This is a genomic window from Pseudomonas sp. W17 (genome assembly GCF_040268305.1).
GTDB lineage: Bacteria > Pseudomonadota > Gammaproteobacteria > Pseudomonadales > Pseudomonadaceae > Aquipseudomonas > Aquipseudomonas protegens.
Window position 1 is genome coordinate 5,653,998 of record NZ_CP158490.1, and the last position, 16,579, is coordinate 5,670,576.

Here is a 16,579-nt window from a genome sequence, read left to right on the forward strand (position 1 = left end):
GGCTGGAAAACGCCTGCGGGCGCCGATAGAGGGGCTATTGGAACGGTGGGCCTGTAGCCGCAACAATGGATAAAAAGTCATACTAGCCATGTCCCCACGTCATGCCTCGGCCAGCCATGAAACGCCTTCCTCCCTTGCCCGCGCTGCACACTTTTCTGATCACCGCCCAGTGCTGCAACTTCACTCGCGCCGCCGAGCAGTTGCACATCACCCAGGGAGCGGTGAGCCGGCAGATCGCCGGGCTGGAAAGTCACCTGGGCTATCCGTTGTTCCTGCGCCAGGCCCGGGGCCTGAGCCTCACCGCGGAGGGGCTGGAATGGCTGCCACGGGTGCAGCAGGTGTTCGAAATGATCAATGGCGCGGTGGACGAGATCGGCGGCCAGAAGCGCAACCTGCGGCTCAAGGCCCCGACCTGCGTGATGCGCTGGCTGCTGCCGCGGTTGCTGCAGTGGCAGAAGGAGCGCCCCGATGTACCGGTGCAGCTGACCACCACCATTGCCCATGGTGTGGATTTCGGCCGCGAGCCGTTCGACGCCGCGGTCATGTACGGCGCGCCACCGGCACCGACCCTGGGCTCGCGACACCTGTTCAATGAACAGCTGACTCCGGTCTGTTCCCGGCCCCTGCTGGAAGGCCCGGTGCCGCTGACGAGCCCCGGAGACCTGCAACAGCACCTGCTGCTGCACCCCTCCCATGATCAACGGGACTGGCAAACCTGGCTCAAGGCCGCTGGCACACCCCTGGACACCCTGGGCAAGGGCCAGCACTTCGAGACCCTGGACCTGGCGATGTCCGTGGCCTCCCAGGGCACAGGTGTGGCGATTGGCGACTGGGCATTGATTGGCGATGACCTGAGTGCCGGGCGGCTGGTCATGCCCTTTGAATTGAAGGTACCTACAGGGCAGGCGTATTACCTGGTGTACCCGGAGCGCCCGGGGCCTTCGCCGGCCCTGCAGGAACTGCTGGACTGGCTGGTGGAACAGGCCCGGCAGCGCTGAAATACCGACAGACAGCGAAAAGCCCCGCGAGGGGCCTTCAACGCTTGCCGGAACAACCCGGTAACCGCCTGCTGCAGGCGGCTAACGGGTCAATCGGTCAATGATCAGTAGCCGACGGTGAAACGCTGACGGCTATGAGCCGGCTTTTCCACCTCGTCGAGCATGGCGATGGCGTAGTCGGCAAAAGTGATCCAGCTGCGGCCCTCTGCGCTGACCAGCAGGTCGTCCTGGCCCAGGCGGAAGTGCCCGGTACGCTCACCCTCGACGAACTCCGCCGATGGCGAAAGGAAGGTCCAGTCCAGGTCCTGCTCCTTGCGCAGGGTCTCCAGGTACACCCCGCCGGCGCTGGCTTCGGCCTTGTATTCCTCCGGGAAGCCCGGGCTATCGATGACCTTGCTGCCACCCGGCAGTAACAGCGAACCGGCACCGCCTACCACCAGCAGGCGCTTGACCCCGGCCTTTTTCACCGGGTCGATGATGGCATTGGCTGCGATGCTGGAAAAATGCGCCGCGCTGATCACCACATCGTGACCGGCCACCGCCGCTTTAAGCGCGGCACTGTCGGCCACATCCACATCGCGGCTGACCACGCCGGCACGCGAACCAATCTTCGCCGTGTTGCGAGCGATGGCGGTCACGCTGTGGCCGCGACGCAGGGCTTCTTCCAGCAGTTGGCTACCGGCACGGCCGGTGGCACCAATGATTGCGATCTTGCTCATGACATGTCTCCAGTTGGCTAAGAGAGTACAGAGGCATCCGCCCCAACAAGGGGGCGGGTCAAACCGTTTTCACCACTTCATTTCGCCCTTGGCGACCTTGGCGCTCAGCTCCAGGGAGCTGTCCTCGCCCAGGTCCGGGTAACGCTTTTTCATGGCCGCGATCAGCTCGGCGGAATCCTTGGCCTTGGCGGTTTCCTCGTCGAAGGCCTTGATGTAGTCCGCGGTGAAGTGCACCGGGGCCAGGGAACGCGCGCTGTCACCGAGGAAGTGCCCGGGGATCACGGTCTTGGGTTGCAGGCTGTCGATGGTCTTGAGGGTAGCCAGCCAGTCCGCATGAGACTGCGGGGTCTGGGTGTCGGCCATCCACACGTGGATGTTTTCCGCGACCACCACGCCACCGACCACCGCCTTGATCGACGGGATCCACACAAAGCTGCGGTCCGGCTGCTTGCCGTCCAGGCCAATGACGTCGAGCTTCTGCCCTTCCAGGGTCAGGCTGTGGCCCTTGAGCACGCCCGGCACGATGGTCTTGGCCGGTACGTCGGCGCCCATTTTCGGGCCCCAGAACGCCAGCTTGCCGTCCACCGTGGCCTTGATGTGATCCACGGTCGGCTGCGATGCCACCACCTTGGCGTCGGGGAAGGCGGCGGTCAGGGTGTCGAGGCCGAAGTAGTAGTCCGGGTCACCATGGCTGATGTAGATGGTGGTCAAGTGCTTGCCGCTGGCGCGAATCTTGTCCACCAGTTGCTGGGCCTGGGACTTGCCGAACTGGGCGTCCACCAGGATCGCGTCCTTCTTGCCGCTGACCAGCACCGAGGTCACCGGGAAGATTGCGTTGGCGCCCGGGTTGTAGACATCCAGGCTCAGGGTCGGCTCGGCGGCTGCCGCATGGGCGGCAAAGCCCAGGGTGGCAGTGGCCAGCAGCAAGCGTTTGAGTGAAGTGAATCCGATCATGAGGGCAGCTCCGGCATCTGTTGGCTGGGTTGGGATGGACAGAGCTTAGTTGCCAGACTCGTTACAAAAAATGCGATGCTTGAACATAGTTTGTTTCTGAAAGCGGGCAAATCATGGATCGTCTCCAAGCAATGCGGGTCTTCGTCACCGTCGTCGACCTGGGCAGCCAGTCGGCCGCCGCCGATCACCTGGACCTGTCGCGTCCGGTGGTTTCACGTTATCTGGCGGAATTGGAGGACTGGGTCGGCGCCCGGCTGATGCACCGAACCACGCGCAAGCTCAGCCTGACCGCCGCCGGCGGTGAGATACTGCCCCGCTGCCGGCAGATGCTGGAGCTGTCCAGCGACATGCAGGCCGCGGTTGGCGAGCCGGACGATGCACCCCGCGGCCTGCTGCGCATCAGCGTCAGTACCTCGTTCGGCCAGTCGCAACTGGCGGATGCCGTGGCCGACTACGTCAAGCGCTACCCGGGGGTCAGCATCGACCTGCAGATGCTCGATCGCACGGTAAACCTGGTGGATGAACGCATTGACCTGGCGATCCGTACCAGCAACGACCTGGACCCGAACCTGATCGCCCGGCGCCTGACGGTCTGCCGCTCGGTGATCTGCGCCTCGCCGGCCTATCTGCGAGAGCACCCCGCGCCCCAGCGGGTGGAGGAACTGAACCGGCACAACTGCCTGACCCACTCCTACTTCGGCAAGAGCCTGTGGCATTTCGAACAGGATGGCGAACAGGTATCGGTGCCGGTGCAGGGCAACATCAGCGCCAACGAGGCCAGCACGCTGCTGCGCACCACCATGGCCGGCGCCGGGATCGCCATGCTGCCCAGCTACCAGGCCGGTGAGTACATCAAGCGTGGAGAGCTGGTACGCCTGCTGCCCCACGCCGAACCGCGCACGATGAACATGTACGCGGTCTATGCCTCGCGCAAGCACATGCCGGCGACCTTGCGCAGCATGCTCGACTTCCTGGTCCTCAGGTTTCCCCAGCAACCGCTCTGGGACGAAGGTTTGTAGATAGATGCACGGCGCTGGCCGGGCTGCTCGATCCAACTGCTGAATACCCTGCCAAACAGGCCGGGCAAGCCCCCGCAACTGACCTATGCTGATAACAGTACCCCTTTAAACCAAAGGGGTATGGGTTCAGAGGTCGTTGCCATGAACGTCAAGACAAGAAGGTACCTGGCCATCTTCATGACCTGCACCGTGACCCTGGCGCTATACGGTACTGCCGCTTATCGCGTGGAGCAGGCGCGCATGCAACCGCGCAACTACGCCAGTTGCAACCTGGAACGCTGCATGCCCCACAACGCCACCTTGAACGCCCTCAGGTGAGCGTCAGCGAATCGGCGTCCCCAGCCTGATCGGCCTTCAGGCGGTCGCGAAATACCTTGGGCGAGATCCCCTCCCGGCGCCGGAACAGCCGGGTGAAGTTGGTGGGGTCGGAAAACCCCAGGTCCGCGGAAATCTCGTAGATGGTCATCCCGGTGTAGGTCAGCAGCCGCTTGGCTTCCAGTAGCTGGCGTTCGTGCATGATCTGCAGCGCCGGCTGCCCTGCCAGTTCACGGCAGGTGCCGTTGAGGTGCGACACGGAAATGCCCAGCTTGTGGGCCAGGTCCTCGACCTTCACATGCTCGCGGTAATGGGCTTCCACCAACTGGATGAAGCCATTGAAATACTCACGGGCCCGCTGGGGACGCCGGCTGGCACTGCTGCGCTGCAACGCCTGGCGCCCGACCCAGACCACAATCATGCTGACCAGCGCATGCATGAGCATTTCCCGAGCCGGCTGCTGCCCCTGGTACTCCTGCTGCAAGGCGGCGAACAAACCGTTCAGGTACGCCTCGTCTGCCCCCGTCGGATATCCCTCGGGCCTGGCCAGGGTATTTTGCCCCTGCCCCAGTTGGGTTTGCAGATGGCTTACCAGCGGCGCTGCCAGCGTCACCACATAACCTTCTATGTCTTCGGAAAACCGGAAGCCATGGACCGACAGCGGCGGCAGGACCTGGACCATCGATTTGTCCAGGAGGGTACGCTGGCCTTCGATCTCCAGTTCCGCCTGCCCACGGTATACAAACAGCAACTGGCAGAGGTCTGCATGCCGATGGGGCTTGATTTCCCAATGGTGCTCGCGGCTGCGCTGGCTGATGGGCTCGCAATGAAGCAGGTCCGGGGTAGGCCAGTCCAGGCTCTCGCCATAGAGCTTGAACACCGGAATCGACGCAAGGGCAGGCTTGTTCATCACTACAGTCCAGGCCTCAGTGTGACGGGCGACGGGGGCGCCAGCGGGCGAACCATCAGACAACCGCCAGGGCTCTTCGATAAACGAATACGCCCGGGCGAAATGCAAGCAATAGCAACATCAATGGACATTGACCGGGCCGGTGTTCAGAGCATCAGCCCAGTGCCGGGCACTATACAGAATGCGTCCCATTACCAGCTAATTCCCGCCGAATAATCTGTGCTTTCGTCTGACCGCCCAGGTCTTCACAGAGCATCGTTCCCATCAGTTAAGCCCAGATGAAAAATCCCCGGAGACTTCCTTGTATGGCTATCTAGTAGGCTCCTATCTAGTACACTGAAGCGCACTTCCACCGGCCTTGCTCCGCCGGGTCAATCTCTGCCCGCAGGTTCTTTCGTGACCCACTTCCAACAGCCCGTCTCGCCCAAACCGGCCATTCGCAGCGTGCTGATCGCCCTGATGCTGGCGATCTTTCTCGGCGCCCTGGACCAGACCATTGTCGCCGTCTCCATGCCGGCCATTTCCGCCCAGTTCAAGGACGTCGGCCTGCTGGCCTGGGTGATCTCCGGCTACATGGTGGCGATGACCGTGGCAGTGCCCATCTACGGCAAGCTCGGCGACCTCTACGGCCGCCGCCGCTTGATGCTGTTCGGCATGGGGCTGTTCACCCTGGCTTCGTTGTTCTGCGGCCTGGCACAGAACATGGAGCAACTGGTGCTGGCGCGGATTTTTCAGGGTATCGGCGCCGGCGGCATGATCTCCGTGAGCCAGGCCATCATTGGCGACATAGTTCCGCCCCGGGAGCGCGGCCGCTACCAGGGCTACTTCAGCAGCATGTACGCAGTGGCCAGCGTCGCCGGCCCGGTGCTGGGTGGCTACATGACCGAATTCCTTTCCTGGCGCTGGGTGTTCCTGATCAACCTGCCTCTGGGCCTGGGCGCCTGGTGGGTGGCGCATCGCACTCTGATCGGGCTGCCGGTGCCCCAGCGCAAGCCGATCATCGACTACCTCGGTACCGTGCTGATGATCATCGGCCTGACCGCCCTGCTGCTGGGTATCACCCAGGTAGGCCAGGGCTATTCCTGGCGCAGCGCCGAAGTGCTCGATCTGCTGGCCATCGCGGTCATCGTCCTGGCACTGTTCGTCTGGCATGAGCGCCGGGCCCGGGAACCCCTGCTGCCGATGCACCTGTTCACCAACCGCAACGCGCTGCTGTGCTGGTGCACGATCTTCTTCACCAGCTTCCAGGCCATTTCCCTGATCGTGCTGATGCCGCTGCGCTTCCAGAGCATCACCGGCGCCGGGGCTGACAGTGCCGCCCTGCACCTGCTGCCGCTGGCCATGGGTCTGCCAATGGGCGCCTATTGTGCCGGGCGCCTGACCTCGGTCACCGGGCGCTACAAGCCGATGATCCTCAGTGGCGCGCTGCTGATGCCGCTGTCGATCCTCGGCATGGCCCTGGTGCCGCCGCAGTCGGAGCTGCTCAGCGGCCTGTTCATGCTGCTCTGCGGGATCGCCGGCGGCATGCAGTTCCCCACCTCCCTGGTGGGCACGCAGAACTCGGTGGAGCAACGGGATATCGGCGTGGCGACCAGCACCACCAACCTGTTCCGCGCCCTCGGCGGGGCGGTGGGCGTGGCGCTGATGTCGGCGTTGCTGCTGGCCTTGCTCCAGGATTCCAGCCTGGCCCATCTCGGTGGCGCCGGGCTGATGGTTGAAGGGCACTCCGGCAATGCCCTGCTGGAAGGCCTGAACGCCGCCCCCGGCACGGCGCGGGACGCCTTGCGAGCCGAGTTGCTGACGACCTTCAAGCATCTGTTGCTGGTCAGTGCCGGGGTATCCCTGCTGGGGCTGGCAGCGGCGATCGCCATGCCCAATCGCCTGCTGCGCGGTCGTGAAGACAAGGCGCGTTAACCCACCCCGGGCTCCAGTAGCCGCTTTGGTCGAAGCGCTCCAGCCTTTGCTGAAGCAGCCTGCGGCAGCGGCTGCGGGGCAGCATGATCAAGGGCTGTAGTAGCCCACCGCAACCAGCAGATTCCCTACCTTGCGCAGGTAGGCGTGCTTGTCCTCCACCTTGCCGGTCACCGGGTTCTTCCAGCGGTATTGGTATTCGCCCTGATCCTCGCGAGCCATGAGCGCCAACATCGGCTCGCCCACCGGCTTGCCTTCGGGATCCTTGATCTTGGCGAAGTCGGTGTTGAGCAAACGCAGGTTGGTGCCATGGGCCAGGTAGCGCCGGCTGTCCATGTCCACCACGAACACGTACAGATCGTCTTCAAGAAAACCGCCCTGCAACTGGTTGATCGCCTTGAGCGTGCCGTTGCGGTCCGTGCTCAGGGCCGTGGCTGCCCTCTCCAGCAATGCCCTGGCCTGCTCGGCCGACGCCCGGGGCTGGTAGTAACCCACCGCCAGGATGCGTTCGCCGACCCGCTGGAAATACACATGCTTGCGCTCGATCTTGCCGTCGACCCAGTTCTGCCAGCGGTACTCGGCCTGCTGGATGCCATTGCCCTCGGGCGTCTTCAACGCTTGCTTGAACGCCTTGCGCAGGTCCGGCCCCAGGACTTGCGACACATCACGGCCAATCAACGCCGACGAGGGACCGCCACTGGCCAGCATCACGCCTTGGGTATCCACCACGAACACATAGCGGTCGTGGTCGACGAACTCGCCCTGGCGGCTGAAGGCAGCGAATGCCTTGTCGCCCTGATCGTGGTAGTAGCCCAGGGCCTTTTCCAGCAGCGCCCGGGCCGCCGCGCCATCATCCACCGACGGCGCCGCCTGCAGCGGGCCCAAGCACAACAGCAGCAGCCAGCCCACCCAGGTATTTCCAAGCCACAGTCTCATCGCCCGCTCCTCGTTCGTGTTGGCGTTCGAAGAGCGTAGACGGCTGCAGGATATGCGGAAACATTCAGCACACGGGGGGTGAACCGACGCCTTCCCACGCCAGGCGTGGGAAGACGGCCCCCATCAAGGGCGGGTGTTGATCTGCTGCTGCAGGTTCTGGATCTGGCTTTGCAGCGTGTTGATGTTGCGGGTCACCTGGCCGCGAAAGGCGTCGAACTCGGCAGTGCTGGCACCGTTTTGCGCAGCGGCGGGACGGTTGTCCTGCTGGCTCTTGAGCACGATCAGGTCCTGTTCCAGACGCTCGATGGCGGCGCTCGGATTGCCCTGTTTCTTCAGCGTGGCCAGGTCGGCGCCCAGGCTCTTGAGCTGGGCATCAACCTTGCCATTGTCGGTCTGGGCGCTTTTCAGGCTCGCCAGTTCACCGCTCAAGGCTTTCACCTGAGCCTGCAACTGGCTGTTGGCTGCTTGCTGTTCGGCGGTCTGCGCGCTCATCTGCGCCAGGCGCTTGTCCAGATCGGTGGCCTGCCCCGCCACGCCCTGCTGCTGTCGGCTCTGGTCCTGCAGGCGGCTCTCCAGTTGCTTGATCTGCAGCTTCAGCGCTTCACTGTCGGTGGTGACATTGTTCTGGCTGGCCACCACCTTGCCGGAAATGTCCTGCAGGCGTCCGGCCGCTTCCTCACTGATCCTGGCGAAGCTTTCCTGGGTCGCCACCAATTGCTGTTCCATCAGCGAAATCTGCTGGAAGCTCCACCAGGCAAGGCCGATGAAGGCAAAGAACAAGGCGCCCACCAATGCCCAGAGCGGGCCGGTACTGGGGCTCTTGACCTTGACTACCGGCGTGCCGCGCGAATGCACGGAGGTACGCTCGCGGGCAGCGCTGGTGGTGGGAAAGACATCGTCGTCGAGAGGATCGGCGCGCAGACTGGGAACGTCGTCGAAGTCATCGTTTGCATCGTTACGCATGGGGCAACCTTTGTGAAACGCGGTGGTGGCTGAGTGCGGCGAGTATAAACCGCTAATCCGCCCGGCCAATGGACCAGGCCGGGCAAACTCGGTTCAGTCTTTGGTTTCAGCTTATGTCCTGGGCTTTCCACCAGGCGCAGAACTCATCCAGGGCCGCCCACAGGCTGACCTTGGGCTCATAGCCGAGATAATGCCGGGCACGGCTGATATCCAGGGTGAAATTCTTGTTCATGACCTGCATTCCCAGGCGCGACAGAGTCGGCTCCGGCCGCCCCGGCCAGAGCTTGCAGAAACCTTCGTTGAGCGCCGCCACGCCATAAGCCAGGCCGAAGGAGCGATAACGGGTGACTTGCGGCACCTGCATCTGGCGCATCACATAATTGACCACATCCCACAAAGGCACCGGTGTGCCGTTGCTGATGTTGTAGGCCTTGCCCAGGGCCGAGCCGCTGGCGTGCAGGCTGCTGAACAACGCCTCGTTGAGGTTGTGCACACTGGTGAAATCGACCTTGTTCAGGCCGTTGCCGACAATGGCCAGGCGGCCCTTGCGCTGCATCTTCAACAGCCGCGGGAAGATGCTCATGTCGCCGGCGCCGGTGACGAAGCGCGGGCGCAGGGCAAGCACTTCAAGGCCGAACTCCTGGGCGCCGAAGACCTTTTGCTCGGCCAGGTACTTGGTGGCCGCATAAGGATGCCGGAGGCGCTTGGGCACTTGTTCCTCGGTCAACCCCAGGTGATCCCGGCCGTCGAAGTAGATCGAGGGCGAAGACAGGTGCACCAGCCGCTGCACCCGCTGCTTGAGGCAGGCTTCGACCACGTTTTCGGTGACCAGCACATTGCCCTGGTGAAAGTCCTGGTAGCGTCCCCACAAGCCCACGGCACCGGCGCAATGCACCACGCTGTCGACGTCGCGGCACAGATCGCGCACCAGATCGGCATCGCTCAGGTCACCCTGGACGAACTCAGCGCCACGGCGCACCAGATGCTCCACGGCTTCGGCGCGACGGCCATTGACCCGCACCTCCAGGCCCTGCTCAAGGGCAAAGCGGGCGAAGCGCCCGCCGATGAAGCCGCTTGCGCCGGTAACCAGAATCTTCATGAAATATTCCTAAGAAAGCAGTGACGAGCTACGAGCTACAAGCTGCAAGTTAAAAATCAGTGCGCAAGCTGTCTACTTGCAGCTTGTCGCTTGACGCTTACGGCTGCTCCCAGGGCACCAGCCATTGTGCCGACAAACGTGCCAGGTGCTCGGTGAGCAGCCCCAGCAATTGGCCGCCGTTGCGCCAATGATGCCAGTACAGCGGCACATCGATGGGTTTATCCGGCAACAGTTCCAACAGCAGGCCCCGCTCGAGCTGCTCGCGGACCTGCAACTCGGGTACCAGCCCCCAGCCCAGGCCGGCCTCGGTCAGGCGAATGAAGCCCTCGGAAGACGGGCACAGATGATGCTCGAAAGCACCGTCCACGCCCAGGGAAGCCAGGTAGCGATGCTGCAGGAAATCGTCGGGGCCAAACACCAGCGCCGGTGTGCGCGGCAACTGCTCGGCACGCACGCCCAGGGGAAAATGCCGAGCGATGAATTCCGGGCTGGCCATGGCCCGGTAGCGCATGGCCCCCAGCAGCAGGCTGCGGGCCCCGGCCACCGGGCGCTCGCTGGCACAGACGCAGGCCGCCACTTCCCCGGCGCGCATGCGCTTGAGGCCGACGGTCTGGTCTTCCACCACCAGATCCAGGAGCAGATGATGCTCGGCGCAAAAATCGCCCACTGCGCCAGCCCACCAGGTGGCCAGGCTGTCGGCGTTGAGGGCGATGCGCAAGCGCTCCGGCAGGCCCTCCTCGTCCAGCGCCGGCACCAGGCTTTGCAGGTCGCGCTCCAGCAGGCGCACCTGCTGCACATGGTTGAGCAGGCGCCGGCCGATTTCCGTCGGCGCCGGCGGCGTCACCCGCACCAGCACTGGCTGGCCGACCCGGGCCTCCAGCAGTTTGATCCGCTGGGAAATCGCCGACTGTGACAAACCCAGCACCTGGGCCGCCCGCTCGAACCCTGCCTGCTCGATCACTGCGGCCAAGGCCGAGAGCAACTTGTAGTCGAACATCAGTTTTCCTAATGAGAGATCAGCAATATTTGTTTTTCTTATACAACCTTGGCCGGGAAAATAGCCAGCGTAAAGCCTCAGCAATGCCTCTTCGTTCAAGGATTCCGTTCATGGCCGGTGAAACCTCCCTCGCAACCCTGCTGCGCAGCATGAGCCCGCAGCTCAATGACGGCGAGTACGTGTTCTGCTCCCTCCCCGACCGCAGCCTGCTGCAGGACTGCGAAGTGCTGGGCAGTTTTCGCGAGCGCGAAGGCCTGACCGTGATTCTCCCGCGCCAGCAGGCCGAGCGCCTGGGCCTGGGCTTCGACTATGTAGCCGCCTGGATCACCCTCAACGTGCATTCGGCGCTCGAAGCCGTGGGCTTGACCGCTGCCTTCGCCGGGGCCCTGGGCAAGGCCGGGATCAGTTGCAACGTGATCGCCGGCTACTACCACGACCACCTGTTTGTCGGCCAGGCGGATGCCGGGCGGGCCATGCAGGTATTGCAACAACTGGCCGCCGGCGAGGAGCAATAACCATGTGGCAAAGCTATGTGAATGGCCTGTTGGTGGCCTTCGGCCTGATCATGGCCATCGGTACTCAGAACGCTTTCGTCCTGGCCCAGAGCCTGCGCCGCGAGCACCACCTGCCGGTGGCGGCACTGTGCGTCACCTGTGATGCGCTACTGGTGGCGGCCGGGGTGTTCGGCCTGGCCACCGTGCTCACCCAGAGCCCGATGCTGCTGGCGGTGGCACGCTGGGGCGGCGCGGCGTTCCTGATCTGGTATGGCGCCCAGGCATTGCGCCGGGCCTGCTCGAAACAGAGCCTGCAGCAGGGCGAAGGACAGACCGTGCGTTCGCTGCGGGCGGTGATGCTGAGCGCCCTGGCGGTGACCCTGCTCAACCCCCACGTGTACCTGGACACGGTGCTGCTGATCGGCTCGCTGGGGGCCCAGCAGACCGAGCCGGGCGCCTATGTGGTGGGGGCCGCGAGCGCTTCGCTGCTGTGGTTCTTCACCCTGGCGCTGGGCGCCGCCTGGCTGGCTCCGTGGCTGGCGCGCCCGAGCACCTGGAGGATACTCGACCTGCTGGTGGCGGTGATGATGTTCAGCGTCGCCCTGCAGTTGATCAGCGCCGCGTGACTTATTCCAAAAGGCTCTGGAACCTCTATCCCACACAGTTGTTGCGTGGTTAAGCCGCCCCCCCGGTGCTATGATCCGAACCCTGCGCCGCAAAGAGTACAAACTCCCCGGCGCTTGTCTGGCCGCCCGTGATCGGCCTTGCGCTCACCGCAACTGACCTGATTAGGAGAATCATCATGGCTTTCGAATTGCCGCCGCTGCCCTATGCACACGACGCTCTGCAGCCGCACATTTCCAAGGAAACCCTGGAATACCACCACGACAAGCACCACAACACCTACGTCGTGAACCTGAACAACCTGGTGCCAGGCACCGAGTTCGAAGGCAAGACTCTGGAAGAGATCGTCAAAACCTCTTCGGGCGGCATCTTCAACAACGCAGCCCAGGTCTGGAACCACACTTTCTACTGGAACTGCCTGGCGCCAAACGCCGGCGGCCAACCTACCGGCGCCCTGGCTGAAGCCATCAATGCTGCGTTCGGTTCGTTCGACAAGTTCAAAGAAGAATTCACCAAGACTTCGGTTGGCACCTTCGGTTCCGGCTGGGGCTGGCTGGTGAAAAAGGCTGACGGCTCCCTGGCCCTGGCCAGCACCATCGGCGCCGGCAACCCGCTGACCAGCGGCGACACCCCGCTGCTGACCTGCGACGTCTGGGAACACGCCTACTACATCGACTACCGCAACGTTCGTCCAAAATACGTCGAAGCATTCTGGAACCTGGTCAACTGGAAATTCGTGGCTGAGCAGTTCGAAGGCAAGAACTTCGTCGCTTAAGTCCGTTTGCAGTGTAAAAAACCCGGCCTGGCCGGGTTTTTTTTGCCTGTGGCAAAGCCGGGATCTTGTCCCGCCCACCTGAAGCGCTAAGATTCATGGCAGGTAAAAAACAACGCCGCCCCTCAAGTTGCAAGGCGTCGCTACCGACACACTATCCACAGCACGAGCAATCCTGATTCTGATCACCCGGGCATGGCCCGCAGACATCCTGTTCTCGGCACTAATGTCACTTTGACGGCCATCACGGGATTGCCAATACTCATGGCAACTTGACGCTACACGCACGGAACAAGGAATAGCCCTTTGAAGCTGGAACTCAAAAACAGCTTGTCGGTGAAGTTGCTCCGGGTTGTGCTGCTGTCGGCACTCATAGTGGGCGTAGTCCTGAGCTGCGCCCAGATCGTCTTCGATGCCTACAAGACTCGGCAGGCGGTAGCTAGCGATGCCCAGCGCATTCTCGACATGTTTCGCGACCCATCGACACAGGCGGTCTACAGCCTGGATCGGGAAATGGGCATGCAAGTCATTGAAGGCCTGTTCCAGGATGACGCTGTGCGCATGGCCTCCATTGGCCACCCGAACGAGACCATGCTCGCGGAGAAATCCCGCGACCTGCAGAAATCCTCCAGCCGCTGGCTGACCGACCTGATCCTCGGTCAGGAACGCACCTTCACTACGCAATTGGTGGGCCGTGGCCCCTACAGCGAATATTACGGCGACCTGAGCATCACCCTCGACACCGCCACTTATGGCCAGGGCTTCATCGTCAGTTCGGTGATCATCTTCATTTCCGGAGTCCTGCGGGCCCTGGCCATGGGCCTGGTGCTGTACCTGGTCTATCACTGGCTGCTGACCAAGCCGCTGTCGCGAATCATCGAGCACCTGACCACCATCAACCCCGACCGCCCCAGCGAACACCAGTTGCCCCTGCTCAAGGGCCACGAGAAGAACGAGCTGGGTATCTGGATCAATACCGCCAACCAGTTGCTGGCCTCCATCGAACGCAACACCCACTTGCGTCACGAGGCGGAAAACAGCCTGTTGCGCATGGCCCAGTACGACTTCCTCACCGGCTTGCCAAACCGCCAGCAGTTGCAACAGCAACTGGACAAGATCCTGGTGGACGCCGGGCGCCTGCAACGCCGGGTGGCGGTGCTCTGTGTCGGCCTGGATGATTTCAAGGGCATCAACGAACAGTTCAGCTACCAGACCGGCGACCAGCTGTTGCTGGCCCTGGCCGACCGCCTGCGCGGCCACAGCGGCCGGCTTGGCGCCCTGGCGCGCCTGGGGGGCGATCAGTTCGCCCTGGTCCAGGCCGATATCGAACAGCCTTACGAAGCTGCGGAACTGGCCCAGAGCATCCTCGATGACCTGGAGGCCACCTTCGCCCTGGATCACCAGGAAATCCGCCTGCGTGCCACCATTGGTATCACCCTGTTCCCGGAAGACGGCGACAGCACGGAAAAGCTCCTGCAAAAAGCCGAACAGACCATGACCCTGGCCAAGACCCGGTCACGCAATCGGTATCAGTTCTATATCGCCAGCGTCGACAGCGAGATGCGTCGCCGCCGCGAGCTGGAAAAAGACCTGCGCGAGGCCCTGGCCCGGGATCAGTTCTTCCTCGTCTACCAACCGCAGATCAGCTATCGCGACCACCGTGTGGTGGGCGTCGAAGCGCTGATCCGCTGGCAGCACCCCGAGCATGGCCTGGTGCCGCCAGACCTGTTCATTCCCCTGGCGGAACAGAACGGCACCATCATCGCCATCGGCGAATGGGTGCTGGACCAGGCCTGTCGCCAGCTGCGGGAATGGCACGACATGGGCTTCAGCGACCTGCGCATGGCGGTCAACCTGTCCACCGTGCAACTGCACCACGCCGAGTTGCCACGGGTGGTCAACAATCTGTTGCAGATCTACCGCCTGCCGCCCCGCAGCCTGGAGCTGGAAGTCACCGAAACCGGCCTGATGGAAGACATCAGCACCGCCGCCCAACACCTGCTGAGCCTGCGCCGCTCCGGCGCCCTGATTGCCATCGACGACTTCGGTACTGGCTACTCGTCCCTGAGCTACCTCAAGAGCCTGCCCCTGGACAAGATCAAGATCGACAAGAGCTTCGTCCAGGACCTGCTGGATGACGACGACGATGCCACCATCGTGCGCGCGATCATCCAGCTGGGTAAGAGCCTGGGCATGCAGGTGATCGCCGAGGGCGTGGAAACTGCCGAGCAGGAGGCCTACATCATCTCCGAAGGCTGCCACGAAGGTCAGGGCTACCACTACAGCAAACCCCTGCCCGCCCGGGAGCTGGGGGCCTACCTGAAACAGGCCCAGCGCAGCAATGCGGCAATCCTCTGAGCCAGGCACGGCGCTGGCGAACCTGACCCAGCGCAATCCCCTGTTGAATAAGAAATATTTCCAGGCACAACCCTTTACACATAATGCAAATCTTTCGCATTATGTCGCAGCTTTTGCGCGCCCCCGCGCCGTCCACTCCCCTCTCGAAGCAGGATGTTCGCCATGATTCGTATGCCTCTGGCTACCGCCAGTCTGTTGGCCATCGCAATTTCCCTCGCCGGCTGCGGCGAAGGCAAAGACGACAAGGCTGCCGCCCAAGCGCCGACCCCGGCCACCAGCACTGCCACCCCAGCGGCCGATGCAGCCGGCAAGGTCGACGAAGCGGCTGCCAAGGCCGTGGTCGCGCATTACGCCGACATGGTCTTCGCCGTATACAGCGACTCCGAATCCACCGCGAAAACCCTGCAGACCGCCATCGATGCCTTCCTCGCCAAGCCCAACGACGACACCCTGAAAGCCGCCAAGGCTGCCTGGGTCGCCGCTCGCGTGCCTTACCTGCAGAGCGAAGTGTTCCGCTTCGGCAATACCATCATCGATGACTGGGAAGGTCAGGTGAACGCCTGGCCCCTGGACGAAGGCCTGATCGACTACGTCGACAAGAGCTACGAGCACGCACTGGGCAACCCGGGTGCCACCGCCAACATCATCGCCAACACCGAGATTCAGGTCGGCGAAGACAAGGTCGACGTGAAAGACATCACCCCGGAAAAACTCGCCAGCCTGAACGAGCTGGGCGGTGCCGAGGCCAACGTCGCCACAGGCTACCACGCCATCGAATTCCTGCTCTGGGGCCAGGACCTCAACGGTACCGGCCCTGGCGCCGGCGCCCGCCCTGCTTCGGACTACCTGGAAGGTGCCGGTGCCACCGGTGGCCATAACGATCGTCGTCGTGCCTACCTGAAGGCCGTGACCCAACTGCTGGTCAACGACCTGGAAGAAATGGTCGGCAACTGGAAGCCGGACGTGGCCGACAACTACCGCGCCACCCTGGAAGCCGAGCCGGCCGAGACCGGCCTGCGCAAGATGCTGTTCGGCATGGGCAGCCTGTCCCTGGGTGAACTGGCCGGCGAGCGGATGAAGGTTTCCCTGGAAGCCAACTCCCCTGAAGACGAGCAGGACTGCTTCAGCGACAACACCCACAACTCGCACTTCTACGACGCCAAGGGCATCCGCAACGTCTACCTGGGCGAGTACACCCGTACCGACGGCACCAAGATGAGCGGCGCCAGCCTGTCGTCCCTGGTGGCCAAGGCCGACCCGGCCGCCGACGCGGCCCTGAAAGCCGACCTGGCGGCCACCGAAGCCAAGATCCAGGTCATGGTCGACCACGCCAACAAGGGCGAGCACTACGACCAACTGATTGCGGCGGGCAACGAGTCCGGCAACCAGATCGTGCGTGACGCCATCGCCGCCCTGGTCAAGCAGACCGGCTCGATCGAGCAGGCCGCCGGCAAGCTGGGCATCAGCGACCTGAACCCGGACAACGCCGATCACGAATTCTGATCAGCAT

At 63.2% G+C, this 16,579-nt stretch carries 16 protein-coding genes; 9 read left to right on the forward strand and 7 right to left on the reverse strand.

Features of this window, described 5'->3' with window-relative positions; all coding sequences use genetic code 11:
* The first annotated feature begins 116 nt into the window (after positions 1–116).
* Positions 117–998, forward strand: a complete 882-nt coding sequence (locus ABCR88_RS25850) for a LysR substrate-binding domain-containing protein (protein WP_350403670.1) — start codon at positions 117–119, stop codon at positions 996–998.
* A 104-nt stretch (positions 999–1,102) separates the two neighbouring features.
* On the opposite strand, the gene ABCR88_RS25855 is transcribed toward ABCR88_RS25850, so the two are convergent.
* The gene (locus tag ABCR88_RS25855) at positions 1,103–1,717 is read right to left on the reverse strand and encodes an NAD(P)-dependent oxidoreductase (RefSeq protein ID WP_041119664.1); all 615 of its coding nucleotides are present in this window, start codon (positions 1,715–1,717) and stop codon (positions 1,103–1,105) included.
* Between the two features lie 69 nt (positions 1,718–1,786).
* Positions 1,787–2,671 (reverse strand): MBL fold metallo-hydrolase, encoded by an 885-nt coding sequence (locus ABCR88_RS25860; RefSeq protein ID WP_011063069.1) that lies wholly within the window; start codon positions 2,669–2,671, stop codon positions 1,787–1,789.
* Between the two features lie 113 nt (positions 2,672–2,784).
* Here ABCR88_RS25860 and ABCR88_RS25865 point away from each other — a divergent pair, with 113 nt between their 5' ends.
* Both ABCR88_RS25865 and ABCR88_RS25870 read left to right on the forward strand, forming a co-directional pair.
* Positions 2,785–3,690, forward strand: a complete 906-nt coding sequence (locus tag ABCR88_RS25865) for a LysR family transcriptional regulator (RefSeq protein ID WP_011063070.1) — start codon at positions 2,785–2,787, stop codon at positions 3,688–3,690.
* Between the two features lie 141 nt (positions 3,691–3,831).
* Positions 3,832–4,008: a hypothetical protein gene (locus ABCR88_RS25870; RefSeq protein WP_015636796.1), complete on the forward strand. Its 177-nt coding sequence runs from the start codon at positions 3,832–3,834 to the stop codon at positions 4,006–4,008.
* Here ABCR88_RS25870 and ABCR88_RS25875 read toward each other — a convergent pair.
* On the reverse strand, positions 4,001–4,915 hold the full coding sequence (locus ABCR88_RS25875) for a helix-turn-helix domain-containing protein (protein ID WP_011063072.1): 915 nt from the start codon (positions 4,913–4,915) through the stop codon (positions 4,001–4,003). The genes ABCR88_RS25870 and ABCR88_RS25875 overlap by 8 nt on opposite strands.
* A gap of 396 nt (positions 4,916–5,311) precedes the next feature.
* Here ABCR88_RS25875 and ABCR88_RS25880 point away from each other — a divergent pair, with 396 nt between their 5' ends.
* Entirely contained in the window at positions 5,312–6,829 is a 1,518-nt protein-coding gene (locus tag ABCR88_RS25880; protein ID WP_041119666.1) for an MDR family MFS transporter, read from the forward strand.
* A gap of 87 nt (positions 6,830–6,916) precedes the next feature.
* On the opposite strand, the gene ABCR88_RS25885 is transcribed toward ABCR88_RS25880, so the two are convergent.
* From ABCR88_RS25885 to ABCR88_RS25900, 4 genes are all read right to left on the reverse strand, one after another.
* Entirely contained in the window at positions 6,917–7,762 is an 846-nt protein-coding gene (locus ABCR88_RS25885) for a cache domain-containing protein (RefSeq protein WP_041119668.1), read from the reverse strand.
* A gap of 123 nt (positions 7,763–7,885) precedes the next feature.
* Positions 7,886–8,725: an ATPase gene (locus tag ABCR88_RS25890; protein WP_232641847.1), complete on the reverse strand. Its 840-nt coding sequence runs from the start codon at positions 8,723–8,725 to the stop codon at positions 7,886–7,888.
* A gap of 106 nt (positions 8,726–8,831) precedes the next feature.
* Positions 8,832–9,824 (reverse strand): NAD-dependent epimerase/dehydratase family protein, encoded by a 993-nt coding sequence (locus ABCR88_RS25895; protein WP_350403671.1) that lies wholly within the window; start codon positions 9,822–9,824, stop codon positions 8,832–8,834.
* Positions 9,825–9,921: 97 nt separating this feature from the next.
* Complete coding sequence (locus ABCR88_RS25900) at positions 9,922–10,821, reverse strand: LysR family transcriptional regulator ArgP (protein ID WP_123472907.1); 900 nt, start codon at positions 10,819–10,821, stop codon at positions 9,922–9,924.
* A 110-nt stretch (positions 10,822–10,931) separates the two neighbouring features.
* Between ABCR88_RS25900 and ABCR88_RS25905 the strand changes: the two genes are divergently transcribed.
* The 5 genes from ABCR88_RS25905 to ABCR88_RS25925 all read left to right on the forward strand — a co-directional run bounded on the left by ABCR88_RS25905 (position 10,932) and on the right by ABCR88_RS25925 (position 16,572).
* Complete coding sequence (locus tag ABCR88_RS25905; RefSeq protein ID WP_011063078.1) at positions 10,932–11,336, forward strand: ACT domain-containing protein; 405 nt, start codon at positions 10,932–10,934, stop codon at positions 11,334–11,336.
* A gap of 2 nt (positions 11,337–11,338) precedes the next feature.
* A complete protein-coding gene (locus ABCR88_RS25910) occupies positions 11,339–11,941 on the forward strand; it encodes a LysE/ArgO family amino acid transporter (RefSeq protein WP_011063079.1) in 603 nt (200 codons plus the stop codon).
* Positions 11,942–12,117: 176 nt separating this feature from the next.
* Positions 12,118–12,714, forward strand: coding sequence for a Fe-Mn family superoxide dismutase (locus ABCR88_RS25915; RefSeq protein ID WP_011063080.1), 597 nt, complete (start codon positions 12,118–12,120; stop codon positions 12,712–12,714).
* A 303-nt stretch (positions 12,715–13,017) separates the two neighbouring features.
* Positions 13,018–15,069: a bifunctional diguanylate cyclase/phosphodiesterase gene (locus ABCR88_RS25920; protein ID WP_011063081.1), complete on the forward strand. Its 2,052-nt coding sequence runs from the start codon at positions 13,018–13,020 to the stop codon at positions 15,067–15,069.
* A 162-nt stretch (positions 15,070–15,231) separates the two neighbouring features.
* Positions 15,232–16,572, forward strand: a complete 1,341-nt coding sequence (locus tag ABCR88_RS25925) for an imelysin family protein (protein WP_011063082.1) — start codon at positions 15,232–15,234, stop codon at positions 16,570–16,572.
* Positions 16,573–16,579: the final 7 nt, after the last annotated feature.

Bases quoted from the DNA above. Each gene is read 5' to 3' on its own strand.
- ABCR88_RS25895 (WP_350403671.1), bottom strand. From the start codon at position 9,824: ATGAAGATTCTGGTTACCGGCGCAAGCGGCTTCATCGGCGGGCGCTTC.
- ABCR88_RS25925 (WP_011063082.1), top strand. From the start codon at position 15,232: ATGATTCGTATGCCTCTGGCTACCGCCAGTCTGTTGGCCATCGCAATT.
- ABCR88_RS25915 (WP_011063080.1), top strand. From the start codon at position 12,118: ATGGCTTTCGAATTGCCGCCGCTGCCCTATGCACACGACGCTCTGCAG.
- ABCR88_RS25905 (WP_011063078.1), top strand. From the start codon at position 10,932: ATGGCCGGTGAAACCTCCCTCGCAACCCTGCTGCGCAGCATGAGCCCG.
- ABCR88_RS25860 (WP_011063069.1), bottom strand. From the start codon at position 2,671: ATGATCGGATTCACTTCACTCAAACGCTTGCTGCTGGCCACTGCCACC.
- ABCR88_RS25910 (WP_011063079.1), top strand. From the start codon at position 11,339: ATGTGGCAAAGCTATGTGAATGGCCTGTTGGTGGCCTTCGGCCTGATC.
- ABCR88_RS25855 (WP_041119664.1), bottom strand. From the start codon at position 1,717: ATGAGCAAGATCGCAATCATTGGTGCCACCGGCCGTGCCGGTAGCCAA.
- ABCR88_RS25865 (WP_011063070.1), top strand. From the start codon at position 2,785: ATGGATCGTCTCCAAGCAATGCGGGTCTTCGTCACCGTCGTCGACCTG.
- ABCR88_RS25870 (WP_015636796.1), top strand. From the start codon at position 3,832: ATGAACGTCAAGACAAGAAGGTACCTGGCCATCTTCATGACCTGCACC.
- ABCR88_RS25875 (WP_011063072.1), bottom strand. From the start codon at position 4,915: ATGAACAAGCCTGCCCTTGCGTCGATTCCGGTGTTCAAGCTCTATGGC.
- ABCR88_RS25850 (WP_350403670.1), top strand. From the start codon at position 117: ATGAAACGCCTTCCTCCCTTGCCCGCGCTGCACACTTTTCTGATCACC.
- ABCR88_RS25890 (WP_232641847.1), bottom strand. From the start codon at position 8,725: ATGCGTAACGATGCAAACGATGACTTCGACGACGTTCCCAGTCTGCGC.
- ABCR88_RS25900 (WP_123472907.1), bottom strand. From the start codon at position 10,821: ATGTTCGACTACAAGTTGCTCTCGGCCTTGGCCGCAGTGATCGAGCAG.
- ABCR88_RS25885 (WP_041119668.1), bottom strand. From the start codon at position 7,762: ATGAGACTGTGGCTTGGAAATACCTGGGTGGGCTGGCTGCTGCTGTTG.